This is a genomic window from Bacteroidota bacterium (assembly GCA_018698135.1).
GTDB lineage: Bacteria > Bacteroidota > Bacteroidia > CAILMK01 > JAAYUY01 > JABINZ01.
Map to the genome: position 1 here is coordinate 65,423 of JABINZ010000192.1, position 16,241 is coordinate 81,663.

A 16,241-nucleotide genomic window follows, 5' to 3' on the forward strand; every position below is an offset into this window, starting at 1 on the left:
ATTCAGATATGAATATCCAGACACTTACACAAGTAATTAAAAATCACTTTAATCTATTCTTGAAAGGAATAGGTATGGGAACTGCAAATGTAATCCCTGGCGTTTCGGGAGGCACAATTGCTTTGATTACAGGAATTTTCGAACGTTTGATAGATGCGATTAAATCCTTTGATGTAAAGGCATTCAAGCTGATTTTTAAGGGGAATTTCAAAGAGTTTAAAGAGCACACCGACTTATGGTTTCTGATTTCTATTTTTACAGGTGTAATTGTTGCCATTGTCAGTCTGGCTAAGCTTTTCGATTTTCTTTTTGCCAATTACCCCTATTATATTTGGGCATATTTTTTTGGTTTAGTTCTGGCTTCCATTTTTTTTGTTGGAAAAACCATCACAAAATGGTCGATTCCTGTTTATCTGTTTTTAACTTTAGGAACTGCCATTGCAGTTGGTATTTCAATTCTTAACCCAGCAAGTCCGAATGATGGATTTTTCTATTTAATGATTTGTGGGGTAGTTGCCGTTTGCAGCATGATACTCCCCGGACTTTCAGGTTCATTCGTTTTACTCTTAATGGGTAATTATCAATTGGTAGCAATAGATGCCATAAACAATAAGGATCTACATATATTATTACCGGTTTTAATTGGAGCTGTTGTAGGACTAGTAGCCTTCTCACATTTGCTATCATGGATTTTTAAGAAGTATAGAAATCAAACCATTGCTTTGCTAACTGGCTTTATTTTAGGCTCGCTTGCCATATTATGGCCCTGGCAATTCGAGGAATATCTGATAGATAATGCAGGAAATTTCATTTTAAAAGATGGTGAGAAAATAGTATCCTCTTATGTTAAGTTTATGCCCGAAAGTTTCAATGGAGAAGTTATTGGAATAATCTTTACTATTTTTGTTGGAATAGTCAGTATTTGGCTTATTGAACGCTTTGCTTCAAAGAAAAAAGAATTACCAACAGAATCATGAAACAATATGGATTGATCGGATATCCTCTTTCACATTCTTTTAGCAAAAAGTTTTTTGAACAAAAATTCATTGATCATGGCTTGCATGATCATGAATTCATCAATTTTGAGCTCAATTCTATTGATAAATTCACAGACCTACTAAGCAATCAACCCAACTTATCAGGCTTAAGCGTTACCATTCCCTATAAGGAAGCAATAATCCCTTTTTTAGATGAATTGGATTCAACTGCAAAAGAAGTAGAAGCAGTGAACACCATAAAAATAACCAAATCCAATAATTCGATTACAACCAAAGGATTCAATACAGATGTCTTTGGTTTTGAAGAGTCTTTAAAACCACATTTTAAAACAGAACATTATAAAGCCCTGATTCTTGGTAGCGGTGGGGCTTCCAAGGCTGTTGCTTTTGCATTAAAAAAGTTAGGTATTGCCTATCAGATCGTATCTCGCTCCAAAGGAGATATCCTTTATAAAAATATTGATAAGCAAATTATTGAAAAACATTTGCTTATTGTCAATACAACTCCACTTGGTATGTTTCCAAACTTTGACACCTCTCCGGCTATTCCTTACCACTATCTTGGTAAAAAGCATTTGGTATTCGATTTGGTTTACAATCCAGCAAAAAGCTCCTTTCTCAGTCAATCCGAAAAAAATGGAGCGCAGATAGTAAACGGTATAAAAATGCTCGAATTGCAAGCGAATAAGGCTTGGACAATTTGGAATTCCTAATTTCCAGGACAAAAATTCATAAAACTCATTTTAATTATATTTCTCCTGTAAAAAACAAAAATTTTGTTCAAACTATAATTCAAAATTTATATGCTCAGTCGGAATCACTTCGCTTTTACATGATTTTTTCATTTGTCTGTAGGTAATTTCAAACGAAAAAAAATTCATGTATATTTGAAACTCATCCTCTCTGCTATGAATGGCAATACAACAAAACCTTCCCTAAATTATACTAAACTTTTCATTGGAATTATTGCTTTTGTTCTAGTTGCTTTTCTATTAAAATCAAGAGATGTTCCAAGTGAAATCAGCTATACGGCTGCTATCGCGGTTTTAATGGCTATTTGGTGGGTAACCGAGGCTATTCCAATAGGAGCAACATCTCTGCTTCCGATTATCCTTTTTCCGTTATTTGGTATTTTGAATGGAAAAGATATTTCGAATGCCTATATCAATTACATCATATTTCTGTTTATCGGTGGTTTTATCATGGCTTTAAGCATTGAAAAATGGGATCTACATAAACGAATTGCGCTGAAAATACTTTCCATTGCTGGTGGAAGTCCTTTTCGAATATTAAGTGGCTTTATGTTAGCATCCTGGATTTTATCTATGTGGATGTCAAATACGGCAACAGCCATGATGATGCTTCCCATAGCATTTTCTATTTCCAAGGAACTTGAAAATGTATACACACCCCAAAAAGTGAAGTCGCTAAACACAGGAATTCTACTTGGTATTGCATATTCCTGCTCCATTGGTGGAATTGCTACATTGGTAGGAACACCGCCTAATCTTTCTTTTGTACGAATTTTCAGTATTATTTTTCCACAAGCTCCTGAAATATCTTTTGCTCAGTGGTTACTTTTTGCACTACCATTAAGTGTTTGCATGTTTGTTTGCGCTGTTTTAATAATCTATTTGATTTATAAACCAAAGGATGAGATAAAAAGTCTGAAAGCGAGTTTCTTCAGAGATCAATATCTTCAATTGGGAAAGATTACAGTCGAGCAAAAAAGGGTTTTCGTGTTGTTTATCACATTAATATTCCTTTGGATATTTCGAAATCCTTTGGAATTGGGTTTCATTAAAATTCCCGGCTGGAGTGAATTATTCCAAAAACCTGAATTGATTAACGATGGCACTGTGGCTATATTTTTAGCATTATTACTATTTATTATTCCATCATCAAAAAAAGGTCAGGCATTGGTAAACTGGGAAATCACTTTAAAAATCCCTTGGCAAATTGTATTTTTATTCGGTGGAGGATTTGCTTTAGCTAAAGGATTCATTGATTCAGGTTTATCGGAATTTATTGGACAGCAACTTGTTGCTGCAAAAGAGCTTTCCTCTCCTTTACTTATTGGAAGTTTAACAGGCATAATGACCTTTTTAACAGAATTCACATCCAATACTGCCACAACAGAAATGCTTCTACCTGTAGTTGCCGGTTTAGCTATTACCATCAAGGTTCATCCTTTGTTACTTATGCTGCCTATAACATTAGCCGCATCCATGGCCTTTATGTTTCCTGTAGCAACTCCTCCTAATGCAATTGTTTTTGGAAGTGGTCGATTACGCATGATGGATATGCTTAAAACAGGAATTTGGCTAAATCTAATTGCAATCGTGCTGATTACTTTTTTCACCTTGGTTTGGGCAAATATTATTCTGCCATTCGACATACTAAGCTACCCCACATGGGCACCCTAAATTGTTTTCCTGTTACTTAGAACCCTTATGAATATTGATTTACTAATTGAAATAAGAGTATTATTACATAAATTCGTGCATTGATATAATGTTTAAAAGAGTAACATATACTGCCATTACACTCTGTATTGTTTTTACAATCAGTAGTTTTAGTCATCTCTTTGCGCAAAAACAAGGAAATATTTGGTATTTCGGTGAATATGCAGGTATAAACTTTAATTCAGGCTCACCAGTTCCATTAGGCAACAGCGCCATGTTTCAATACGATGGTTGCGCCACAATTTCAGATGATAAGGGGAAACTTCTTTTTTATACCAATGGACTGACCATTTGGAATAAGAATCATCAGGTAATGGACAATGGAAATGGCTTACATGGTGGTTATCCTTCAACTCAATCATCCGTTATTGTTCAAAAACCATTAAGCGATAGTATTTATTATGTTTTTACTGTTGATGATGTTACAGGACCCCAAGGGCTTAAATATTCAATTGTTAGCATGAATAGATCAAGTGGACTTGGTTCGGTAATTTCAAAGAACAACCCACTTTTAACTCCCACAACAGAAAAAGTGACAGCAATAAAACACAGAAATGATACTAGTGTTTGGGTTATTACACATGGTTGGGACACCACGGCCTTTTTTGCTTATAGAATTGACTCCGCAGGTCTTAACACTACTCCCATAGTTAGCAATGTTGGTGTTAAACATGGAGGTTCTCTTAGTAAAGCTGCAGGTTATTTAAAAGCCTCTCCTGATGGAAAAAAACTGGCATTAGCCATTCAAAGTAATGTTGGTGTTGTTGAAATTCTGAAATTCGATGATAGTTCAGGTGTTGTTTCTGATGCAAATACAATTACTTCAATAAAAGATCCATATGGTATAGAGTTCTCACCTGATGGTACTAAACTTTATGTTACTTCCCGAAGTTATGGCGAAATATATCAATTCTTTTTGCTTGCAGGCACAAAAGCTGATATCAGAGCCAGTAAAATACAAATTGGCAATTCTGGATCACAGGTTGGTGCCATGCAAATTGCCATTGATGCTAAAATATATGTAGCACGAACATCAGGATATTTAGGTGTGATCAGGAACCCAAATGCGTATGGAGCAGCAAGTAAATACAAAGACAATGGGGTTTACTTGGCTGGCCGGAAAAGCAAATATGGTTTACCAACTTTCAACCAAAGTTATTTCTTCAATCCCGAATTTCAGTATTTCAATCAGTGCTATGGCGATACGACCAAATTCATTGTCTCAAATTCAAGTTTAGTTGATTCAGTAGATTGGAATTTTGGCGATCCTACATCTCCCGTAAATACCTCCGACAGCATGAAAACTTCTCACTATTATACCGCAGCGGGTGATTATGAAGTGGGTATTCTCATTTATCTACAAACTGGAAAAGTCGACACGATAAATTGGACGCTAAACATACATGAAAAACCAAAATCTGATTTTACAATTAACGATAGCACACAATGTTTAAATGAGAATTCTGTATTTTATCTGAATAATTCTACCATTACCAATGGTGATTTATCATACATCTGGAGTTTTGGAGACTCGATTGGTAGTGTGTTGGAAAATCCTTATCATACATATTCTGTTGAAGACACTTTTGATGTAGGCCTAATTGCCATATCAGATGAAGGCTGTAAGGACACAACTTGGAAAAAAATGATTGTTTTTCCTTCTCCCAGGGCAAAATTCACCATGAACGATAGTGCACAGTGTTTTGATAAAAACAAATATGAATTTAAAAATCGAACGACAATCAGTTCAGGTAATCTAAGTTATAGTTGGGATTTTGGTGATGGATCGGGTACTGGTTATAAAAATCCTGTTCACACCTACACAACAGCTGATACTTTCTTGGTTACTTTAATTGCAACGTCAAATATCGGATGCAAGGATACAGTTGAAAAAATTGCCTTTGTTCATATACATCCCACTCCCATCAGTGCATTTGCTATTGATGATAGTTTCCAATGTTTTGACGACAATCATTTTAAGTTTACTAACAATTCCTACTTGAGCTCAGGTACGATGAGTTATAAATGGCTATTTGATGATGGTGATTCTTCTTTATTGAGTGAACCAGATCATATTTATTCTTTATCGGGAAATTATGACGTGTCCCTAGTCGTAACCTCAAACTGGGGATGTAAGTCAAAATTAATTCACAAAGCCTATGTTAATCCCGAACCACGGGCTGCCTTTGAAATTGATGACACTACACAATGTCTGAGAGACAACACCGCCAAATTTACGAACAAAACTCATATTGATTTTGGAGCAGTCAACTATGTATGGGATTTTGGTGATGGATTTACATCCAATTTAACCAGTCCTGATCATCAATATGCCACTCATGATACTTTTCAGATTAGTATGATCGTCTCATCAACAGCTGATTGTCATGACACAGCTTATGGCCAAATATTTATTTATCCAATGCCTCTGGTCGATTTTCGAATTAACGATAATACCCAATGTTTGTCAAATAATAGTTTTCAATTCATTGATGAATCGACAATTTCACCTGGTATTATTTCTGAGTTTAATTGGGATGCCGGTGATGGATATACATCCAATGTTCAGCATATAAGTCATTCCTATACACAAGATGGAAGTTATGATGTCAAACTTGCATTGGTTTCAGATTTTGGTTGTCGCGATTCACTTATCAAAAAAGTATTTGTTTTTCCTATGCCAGATGCAGGTTTTTCGATAAACGATGACAGGCAATGTTTAAATGATAACTTCTTCGTTTGTATAGATAGTTCTACTATTTCCAGTGGAACCATTAATTCCTATTTATGGGATATGAATGATGGAAAAACCTATGTACAAAGTTCTGCCTATCACAATTATGCAAATCCAGGCACCTACAATATCAAATACAAAGTAACATCAAATCAAGGCTGTGAAGACTCCATCGTAAATCCTGTTCTTGTATATCCAATGCCTGATGTGAAATTTGAGATCAATGATGATGACCAATGTATCAATGGAAATAGTTTTGTATTTCTTGATAAAACAACCATTAGCTCTGGAACATTGCAGGATCGATTGTGGGATTTAGATGATGGAACTCAGGCAAGCACGAATAATGTGACACATCACTACAACGCCTACAATACGTATAAGGTTAAACTTAAAATCACATCTGCAGTAGGCTGTATTGACAGTTTAGTACAAAATGTAAGTGTTAACCCAATGCCTGATGCCTCATTTATAGTTGACAAGTCTGCCCAATGTTTAAATGGCAATCTATTTAATTTCAGCAGCTCCTCCACTATTCCCAATGGGATAATTACAGTTAATTATTGGAAGTTTGGAGATGGAGGCACATCCAGTGTTCCAAATACATCTCATTCTTATTTGAATGACAATACATTTACAGTTAAACTTCGTGTTTCAAGCCAAAAAGGTTGTTCCGACTCTACTTCTTCTGCTGTGATTGTTTACCCCATGCCTGTTGCAGCATTTTCAATTTCAAATGCCTGTTTAGATGAAAACACCAATTTTACAGATGAAACAACAATCAATAACCCAGACATGCTGAGTGATTGGGATTGGAAAATTGATGGAGTTAGTTTTTCAAATGCACAAAATCCGCAAAACATGTTTAGCGCTTCGGGTGTCTATCGGATTGATCTGGACGTTAATTCAAATCACAATTGCAAGGATCAAACATTTGATTTTGTTAGAATCAATGAACATGTAAGCCAAAATCAACTCATTAGAGCAAGCGTTCTTGAAAAAGATCAAATATTATTAGAATGGACTCCCAGCTTAACAGGTTCGCCAAGTAAATACCTGATACAGCGGTCTTCAGATGGGATTAGTTATGCACCAATCATAGAAAAAAGTGCAAGCGCAAATTCTCATATTGATAAAAGTGTCAATACATCTGATGTTTCTTATAGCTATCGCATTCAGGTAACCGACAGTTGTGATTATCTCACTCCCTATACCAATATTGGTAAAACCATTTTACTCAACGTGAGTGCAGATGGTGAGGCTCCTGAGCTGACTTGGACGCCATATGAAGATTGGAGCAATGGTGTTTCCTACCAGGAAATTCAATTGAAAGACGATAATGGATTTTTTAATACAATCATTTCAAAAAGCCCTACTGAGTTTAGCTTTACAGATGAACAAACTGTCGATCTATTGGATGAGTATTGTTATCGAATAAGAGCAGTTGAAAATAACACTTTGGTTGAAAGCTATTCAAATGAAGATTGTATTTCAGTCCCCTTATTAGTGTGGCCTCCAAATTCGTTTACGCCAAATCGCGATGGTGTGAATGATGAATTTATTGTCAAAGGAAAATACATTACTTCTTTCTCAATACAGATATTTAATCGTTGGGGAGAACTAATGTTTGAAAGTGATGATATTACTAAAAGCTGGAATGGTAAATATAAAGACCAATTGTGCCAAACAGGAGTTTTTTATTTTAGAATTGTAGCGGTAGGAACAAAAGAACAAAAAGAAGTTATTACAGGAACTATTTCGCTAATTCGCTAATATTTTCCCTTTAACTGTTATTATACTTTGCAGATTATTCTATTTACTTAAATCTTTAATCGATAAGTTCTTCCAAGCTGCGCGGGCTGGTAAATAAGAAGATAGAAATCCTAAAATAACCACTGTAATAAATACCCAAACAAAATCCATTAATCGAAAACTAACAGGATACGCATCTAATATAAATGTTGATCCCTGACTAATTCGGATAATTCCAAATTTCATTTGCAGAAAACAAAAGATCAGTCCTAAAACAATTCCACCAATGGCACTGGTAATGGATAATAATAGTCCCTCATAAAAAAAGATCCGTCTGATTAAGCTTTCTTCGCCCCCCATACTTCGCAATATCATCATGTCTTTTTTCTTTTCAAGGGTTAACATGAGCAGCGAGCCAATTAAATTAAAACCGGCAATTAATAAGATAAAAGACAGAATTAGATAAACCATTAACTTCTCCGACTTCATAATATTATACAGCCATTTATGAAGTTCAAAACGATCTTTTACAATATAATCAGGGCCAAGCAAATCTGCTATTTTATTTTTTGTGGATGACATTTTATCATCATCTTCCAACAAAATATCAAGCGAGGTATATTGTGTATTACCAATAAGCTTCTGACCAAATTCTAACGGGATTAATATAAATTTCTCATCAAAATCTTGCTGTACTTGAAAAATACCTGACATGGCAATACTCTTTTGTCTGAATGCTTTATTTGGATTCAGAACAAAGGAAGAAGGACTTCCTTTTTGAGGATAATAGATCTGAAGAAATTCATCAAAACCGAAGAAGCTCAAACCCAGTTTGGATGCTACACCTGAACCAGGGATTGAATAATAAGCTTTATCCGTCATCAGTTTAGCATGTCCTACTATCATCATGGAATCTATTCCTGAATGGGTAAAGTACTCTTCATTGATGGCTTTCAATGTTGCAATGGTCTGATTATCCTTGTATTTGATTAATGCATTCTCTTCGATAACAGGTGTTAGATAAACAACCCCATCCATTTGCTTAATAGCTTCAATTCGCTGGCTATCAACTTCGAAGAATTTTCCCTCAGCTGGAGTTATACGTATAGATGGATCAAATGAATTGTATAAAGAGAGAATGACATCTTCAAACCCATTAAAGACAGATAAAACCACAACTAAAGCCATGGTTCCAACCGTAATTCCAATTTGGGATACTCTGGCAATCAGGTTGATTACATTCCTTACTTTCTTAGAGTAAAAATACTTTCTTGCAAACCAGAAGGAAATGTTCATAGATAAGTGACTAAAGTTTTAAGTACTTAGAGTGCCTATAGTGAAAAGTTATTAATATATTAGAAACTGATGTAAAATTAGCCAAAATCTAATGTGATTCATCTGTTGTTTTCTTTTCTTTATTTATCAATCCAACTCATAAATTATTCAATGCCATTCTTAAATTCCAAATTATCCATTTTAATACTTTAGGCACTTACAACTTAAGCTCACTTTTAACTTATTTATAAGCTTTTACCATTAAGCCAGTTCCTGTTTTATGAGTCCCTTGGGTATCTGCATAATTCAGAATCAAGCAAAAAGGATAGACAATAATCCAATAGAAAGGTAGTAGGATAAAAAACACCTTAGAAATATTTAACAAACTAATTGGAATCTTCATTAAAAGCTTCCATGATATTTTCCCCGGAGTTCCATAGGTATAATTTGCTTCCACCTTAGAAAAGCCGGCTGTTTTCAGTTTTTCTGTAATGTCCTCCACACCATATCCATCACGAACATGTTCATCAATAAATGAGGCACTTCCATCATTTTCATGATCGTGATCATGATCATGAACATCAGAACCTCCCTGATCGGATGGAGTGGATACAAACAGTATCCCATTTTCTTTCAATGACAAATGGAAATTTTCAAACACTTTCCGATCATCCAAAATATGCTCCATCACATCCACTGAAACGATCACATCAAAACTATTTGGCTTGGCATATTTAGTTAAATCGCCCTGTTCAAAAAAAGCTCTACCTTTAAAACCAGACTGATCGAAAAATACTTGTGCTTTATCGACATGACTTTGGCTAATATCAACACCGGTGATTTCAGCATTTTTGAATTTCTTCAATATCCAAAAAGAATACTGACCAAATCCAGCTCCACCATCCAATACCGTTAACCCATCTTTATAGTCCGATCTAATTTTTCTCAATTCCTTATGCACATGCCATGTACGCAATAAGTATAAATCGAGTAACTTGAAAAACAAACGTTTGATTGATGGCCTTTTCGAAATAAAACTATCTATGCTGTGCTTAATTGGTTCGTATTTCATACTATTCCTCTTTGTTCCCTTCGTTCAAATCTTCTGTTTTATTGTCCTTTTTTTGTCGGTCTGATGCGGAGGAAGATTCTTGCTCATGCAGCTTTTTAAAAACATCATCCATTTTTTCGATATAATCCAGCGTATCATCATAAAAGAAATTCAATTCTGGAACTTTTCTGGCAGAATTTCGAAGCTGTGCTGCCAACACTCTTCTTAAGTCCTTTGTATGTTTCTCAATTAACAGGATCATCTGCTGAGAATCCTGAACATTCAAAAAATTTAGATAAGCTTTTACATACCCTAAATCGGGGGAAACAACAACTCTTGTTACACTTATAATCACATCTCCAAAATGCTTCTTACCTTCTGTTAAAAAAATGTAACCTAACTCCTTCTGAATCAGTCTTGCAAATTTTTCTTGTCTTCTACTAGTCATTATGCAAATTTCCGATAATTATCCTTTATACAGAAATAATTAAATTTGCCTCCGTGAAAACATTCTGGCGCATACTCAAATACATAAAGCCCTATACTGCAAAATTCGTTTTGCATATGCTGACAATGATTATTGCAGTAACTCTTCTGGCTTTAACTATCTCATTTTTAGATAGCATATTAAAACTATTATTTTCAGGCGATAGTGTAAGCACAATTACAAGCTTGCAGAACTCTCAGTTTGCTTTTTTAACTAAGCTAAATAATTATTTAATCGATAGTTTGCAAGAACAAAGTAAAACCAAAGCGCTTTCCGTTGCATTAACTTTTATTGTTGGAATATTCATCCTGAGTAATTTAATCCGCTATATTTCTCAATTACTGATGAACTCAATAAGAACAAAAGTAATTCAGAACATCCGCTCCGATATGTTTCAAAAAACACAAAAGCTACACATTGCTCATTTTGAAGGCGAACGAAAGGGTGATATTATGAGTCGGTTTACAGCTGATTTATTAAATATTGAGCAATCGATAATCACTACTTTAGAAAGCTTGGTCAGAGATCCATATACCATCATTATATTTATTGTGTTAATGATTTCTGCCTCTCCTTCCCTAACTCTTTATATTTTTATTCTGATTCCTACCATGGCCATTATGGTGACATTCATTGGGAAGTCACTCAAAAAGAACTCATTAAAAAGTCAGGAAAAGCTGGGATGGTTAAGTACTGTAATTGACGAGTTTACATCAGGTGTAAGAGTAATTAAAGCTTTTAATGCTGAAGAATATATGCGATCTGTTTTTGGCAAACACAATAACGATTACCGAAAACAATCTAAAAAAGTGCTTAATAAAAGTCGGGCTGTACCCATTATTTCAGAAACTTTAGGAATTATAACTGTTGGTGTTTTTCTTTACTTCAGTGGGCGATTGGTTTTTGAAGGCAAATTGCAACATACCCTCATCATGATTTTTGTTATTTACTTCCAGCAAATAACCCAGCCTGCTAAAAAACTCTCCATGGTGTATACCAATATCATGAAAGGAGTTCCTTCAGGAGAACGTGTTTTTGAATTAATTGATCAGGAAATACTAATTAAGGATTCCAAAAACCCTATTTCTGTCAACACATTTAATTCAAGTATCAAACTTGATAATATTTCATTTTCCTATACAGCAAAGCCTGTTTTGAAAAATATCAATATTGAAATTGAAAAAGGGAAAATAATTGCCTTAGTGGGTCAATCGGGAAGTGGAAAAACCACTATGGCCGAATTGATACTTCGCTTTTATGATGTTAAGTCCGGACAAATATTAATTGATGGAAACGATATTCGTGAAATCAAACTTTTTGATTTACGCAATTTAATGGCTGTTGTAAATCAGGAAGCGATTTTGTTTAATGATACCTTCTTTAACAACATTGCCTTTGGAATAAAGAATGCCAAAGAAGAGGATGTTATTGCAGCTGCTAAGGCGGCCAATGCACATGATTTTATCATGGAAACTGAAAATGGCTACCAAACCAATATTGGTGAAAGAGGTGGTTTATTATCTGGTGGACAAAAACAGCGAATTAGCATTGCTCGCGCTATCATGAAAAATCCTCCAATATTAATTTTAGATGAAGCGACCTCCGCTTTAGATACTGAATCAGAAAAGATTGTTCAGGATGCCATGTACAAACTCATGGAAAATCGCACCAGTATTGTCATTGCACACCGTTTAAGTACGATCCAAAAAGCAGATACAATTCATGTGATGGATAAGGGTCAAATCATTGAGTCAGGCACACATGCTGACTTGATTACAAAGAATGGAGTTTATAAAAAATTGTATGAGTTGCAACAGTTGGAAAGTTAAATTTTAAAATTGTGCTAGGAACTGACGAAGTCATTGCAATTCAAACTTGAAATGCAGATTAGAAAACAGATTGAAATAGGATGATTTATGAGCAGATAAATGAAAGGATTATATAAAACATTATTACCGCTATTGATCGTCCTAATTAGCAAAAACCTATCAGCTCAGAATGATACGATTCTATCAGATACTACTTCTACTGTGCCGGAAGTTACTTCTGACTGGATTGACCATGGCTTAATATTTGGCATTGATTTTTCTAAATATTTGTATGGTGAAATTGATTATTATCGTATTTACATTTGGGAAGCTGGTGGTCCTCCTTTTCTGTCAGCAATAATAAATTGCGGTGTCGAGTTCTCTTATTTTGACAAATTAGTTTTAGCACCAAAAATACAAGTAAGATTTCACGCATTTTTTTTTAATACAAGCTTATCTGCCTTATGCTATACCAATTTAAATCAGGACTACGCAGTTAAACTGAGACCTGAGATAGGAATTAGTCTTAGCTCTTTTGATATAAACTATGGTTATAATATTGGTTTATACAAAAATGGATTTAACCAGTTTAATCGACATGTTGTGTCTTTAAGATATTACCTTAGTTTGCCGCAATAATCGTATAACTCCAACAAAAGCATGAAGGAACAAGTCTGCAAAAACCCCTCTCTTGAGCGCGTATGTTACGCGTTCGCTGAGCATTTACAATTGCTACATGAATAATTCGCGCCCTACTACCAGATCATTAAGCAGGTCAAATCAGTATCAAGCTGATTATTAATGATATGTATAAAAGTAAAATTGAATACCTGCTATTGAACCTTTGAAGTGAAAATTGCCACAGATTTGCAGAATTATTTTCAGGAGGTCTGTGAAGTTTCTGAACCTGTGGCCTACATATGAATGGTATTACAATAAACATGACTGTGGAATAACAAAGGATATACGAAAAAATCAATGTTCATTGAAAAAAAATGGTGAAATTTGAAAACATAATGCTGAATATTAAAAAATGAAACATCTTCTTACTTTTCTGTAATACATGTAAATCTTACGCGATGAGCTCTCTCAGAAAGAATTTCATATTATTCATAAAAATCATTTTTGTATTAGGCTTTTCGATTATGATTCTGAATAACCTGAGCTGTAAAAAACTAGATATTGTTCGAAAATCAAAAATTGACACAAAAGAAGTACTTTATGTCACACCAATAAGTGCATCAGCCATTGTTAACATTATAGATTTAAGTGAGAATGAAGATATTGAATATGGTGTATGTTATTCCTATGAGAATGATATCCCAAGTATTAATGATCTTATTACGAAGCAAACAAGCGAAATAAAAATAGGTGAATCAACTATTGATATCCAAAAGTTAAAACCATTGTCAACCTATTATATTCGATCATTTATTAAAGATGGAGAAGAGATCATTTACGGTAAGATATTACAATTCCAGACATCTGATTTAGAGTTACCAGCTATTGCCACCTATGACGCTACATCAATTACTGACTCTTCAGTTATATTAAATGCAAAACTTTTATATACTGGTTACGATTCAATATTGGAAAAAGGATTTTGTTGGAGTCTTAGCACAAAACCAACAATTCTTAATTCACTCATTTTAAATACAGAAAATACAGATGAATTCTCCAATCCATTAAATTCCCTGCTCCCCAATACAACATATTATGTACGAGCCTTTGCAAAAAACTCTAAAGGACGATCTTATGGAAATGAAATTAGTTTCAAAACTATGGTTCGATTAGCAGTTGTTATCACTGATTCTGTTTCAAACATTCTATGTGAATCGGCATTTTGTTCAGGGAAATTAGAAAGTGATGGTGGAGAACAACCTGCGCAACTTGGTTTTGTTTACTCTTTAAGTCCACTTCCAACAATTTCAAGTCAGAAAATAAATGTTAACACTACATTAAAAGAGTTTTCAGCCAATATTACTGGTTTAACTCCTACAAAAAAATACTATATCAGAGCTTTTGTAAAAAACAGCAGAGGTATTGCTTATGGTGATGAGTTAAGCTTTACAACTCAATTACCCAACTTACCCACCATCACAACTGATTCAATATTACTTCATGATTGTCACTCGGCTAAAATTGGAGGATTTATTTCTAATGATGGAGGTGCTTTTGTAAACTCCAGAGGTGTTTGCTGGAGCACAAATCCAGATCCTACATTATCAGATGACAAAGTCGCTATTGGGAACTCTTTTGGACAATTTAGCATAGATATAAATAGCCTCAAACCCTATACAACCTATTATTTTAGAGCATTTGCAACAAACTATGCAGGAACAGTATATGGGAATGAGATTAGAATCCAAACTTTAGGCGACTGTTGGGAAAGAAAGCAAGATGCACCTTTTACCGGTTACATAAATGTATCCTTCAGTTTTGCAGTTGGAGATTATGGATATGTTTTATTTGACGATGGATTTTGGCGATATGACCCCCAAAATGAAAGTTGGCTTAAACTAGCAAACCTACCTTGCTATGCTGATGGAGGCTACACAAGTTTTGTAATTGGTAATAAAGCATATGTTGGAACTGGTTTTGAAAATGGATTTCCAACTAGATATCATCAAGATTTTTGGGTTTATGACATAGATTCAAATAGTTGGAAAAAATTAGCTGACTATGGGGGTGGAAAATTAGGAGGTGCATTCGGATTTGCTGTAAATGGAAAAGGATATGTAGGTGGGGGTAAAACCACATCAGGTTATTCCAAGGAATTTTGGGAATATGATCCAAATCAAAACAAATGGACAAAAAAGGCTAACCTCATGCAGAATAGTTATTATGAGAAAGGATTAGAATCGGCAAATAACGGAATGCTGATTTCAAATGTAGCTGATCTATTTATTTATAATGTGAACTCTAACTATTGGTCGCAAAAAAAAGATTATCCAGGAGAAACTGGTTTTAGGGCTGTTGTTTTTTCATTAAAAGATTCGATTATAGTTGGGGTGTTAGATAGAAACAAGGATATATATAAGTATAAAACTCTTTTAGATAAATGGACACAATTAACTGCATTCCCAGGTAATTTTATGGATTATCCATTTTGTTTTATGATAAACCAGAAAGGGTATGTAGGTATGGGTAGGTATCGGCCAGAAATTTGGGAATATTTACCATAAAACTAAAAAAATGAAATATTTCGTTAATATTATTTTAATACTCATTTCCTATACTGTTTTTGGTCAACAGAATTCCTTTCAAATTATTAGTTTTGATGCCTCAGAAAATGAATTAGTTGTTCAAATTGATATTAGTACAAACGATATTTCATCAAAGTTTAATTGCAAGCTGGAAATTAAAAATATTGCAGGACAAACACTGTATAAAGAATATATTGCGGTATCCAATGATTCTCAAATCTCAAATGGTCAAAATAAAATCACATGTAATTTGAGAAAAGAAGGAATCGTTATTGATGACTCAATATATATCAATCTTGCTTTCTCCGAATATATTCCTTTCAAACAATCAACTATTCTTACATCATCTTTACTATACCCGGGATATGGAAGTTTTAAGCAGAATAGTCATAAAATCAATCTATTAATTGGCACTATTGGCTATGCAAGTATTGCAACTGGAAGCGTGTTCAATATTATGGCATA

Annotated in this window: 11 protein-coding genes; 8 read left to right on the forward strand and 3 right to left on the reverse strand. The window is 34.3% G+C overall.

Annotated features, from left to right (window positions below; translation table 11 throughout):
- The first annotated feature begins 8 nt into the window (after window positions 1-8).
- The 4 genes from HOG71_12530 to HOG71_12545 all read left to right on the forward strand — a co-directional run bounded on the left by HOG71_12530 (window position 9) and on the right by HOG71_12545 (window position 7,970).
- Window positions 9-977, forward strand: coding sequence for a DUF368 domain-containing protein (locus HOG71_12530; protein MBT5991670.1), 969 nt, complete (start codon window positions 9-11; stop codon window positions 975-977).
- A complete protein-coding gene (locus HOG71_12535; protein MBT5991671.1) occupies window positions 974-1,711 on the forward strand; it encodes a shikimate dehydrogenase in 738 nt (245 codons plus the stop codon). Before HOG71_12530 ends, HOG71_12535 begins: the two co-directional genes overlap by 4 nt.
- 195 nt (window positions 1,712-1,906) lie before the next feature.
- On the forward strand, window positions 1,907-3,424 hold the full coding sequence (locus HOG71_12540) for an SLC13/DASS family transporter (GenBank protein ID MBT5991672.1): 1,518 nt from the start codon (window positions 1,907-1,909) through the stop codon (window positions 3,422-3,424).
- An 88-nt stretch (window positions 3,425-3,512) separates the two neighbouring features.
- Entirely contained in the window at window positions 3,513-7,970 is a 4,458-nt protein-coding gene (locus tag HOG71_12545; GenBank protein MBT5991673.1) for a PKD domain-containing protein, read from the forward strand.
- A 39-nt stretch (window positions 7,971-8,009) separates the two neighbouring features.
- On the opposite strand, the gene HOG71_12550 is transcribed toward HOG71_12545, so the two are convergent.
- From HOG71_12550 to rbfA, 3 genes are all read right to left on the reverse strand, one after another.
- Complete coding sequence (locus HOG71_12550) at window positions 8,010-9,245, reverse strand: ABC transporter permease (protein MBT5991674.1); 1,236 nt, start codon at window positions 9,243-9,245, stop codon at window positions 8,010-8,012.
- 220 nt (window positions 9,246-9,465) lie between these two features.
- Complete coding sequence (locus HOG71_12555) at window positions 9,466-10,296, reverse strand: class I SAM-dependent methyltransferase (GenBank protein MBT5991675.1); 831 nt, start codon at window positions 10,294-10,296, stop codon at window positions 9,466-9,468.
- A 1-nt stretch (window position 10,297) separates the two neighbouring features.
- The gene (rbfA, locus tag HOG71_12560) at window positions 10,298-10,723 is read right to left on the reverse strand and encodes a 30S ribosome-binding factor RbfA (protein MBT5991676.1); all 426 of its coding nucleotides are present in this window, start codon (window positions 10,721-10,723) and stop codon (window positions 10,298-10,300) included.
- A 53-nt stretch (window positions 10,724-10,776) separates the two neighbouring features.
- Between rbfA and HOG71_12565 the strand changes: the two genes are divergently transcribed.
- From HOG71_12565 to HOG71_12580, 4 genes are all read left to right on the forward strand, one after another.
- Window positions 10,777-12,591, forward strand: a complete 1,815-nt coding sequence (locus HOG71_12565) for an ABC transporter ATP-binding protein (protein ID MBT5991677.1) — start codon at window positions 10,777-10,779, stop codon at window positions 12,589-12,591.
- 99 nt (window positions 12,592-12,690) lie between these two features.
- The gene (locus tag HOG71_12570; GenBank protein ID MBT5991678.1) at window positions 12,691-13,209 is read left to right on the forward strand and encodes a hypothetical protein; all 519 of its coding nucleotides are present in this window, start codon (window positions 12,691-12,693) and stop codon (window positions 13,207-13,209) included.
- A 440-nt stretch (window positions 13,210-13,649) separates the two neighbouring features.
- On the forward strand, window positions 13,650-15,755 hold the full coding sequence (locus HOG71_12575; GenBank protein MBT5991679.1) for a hypothetical protein: 2,106 nt from the start codon (window positions 13,650-13,652) through the stop codon (window positions 15,753-15,755).
- A 10-nt stretch (window positions 15,756-15,765) separates the two neighbouring features.
- Window positions 15,766-16,241 (forward strand): hypothetical protein (locus HOG71_12580; protein MBT5991680.1); only part of this gene is annotated, 476 nt, incomplete at its 3' end.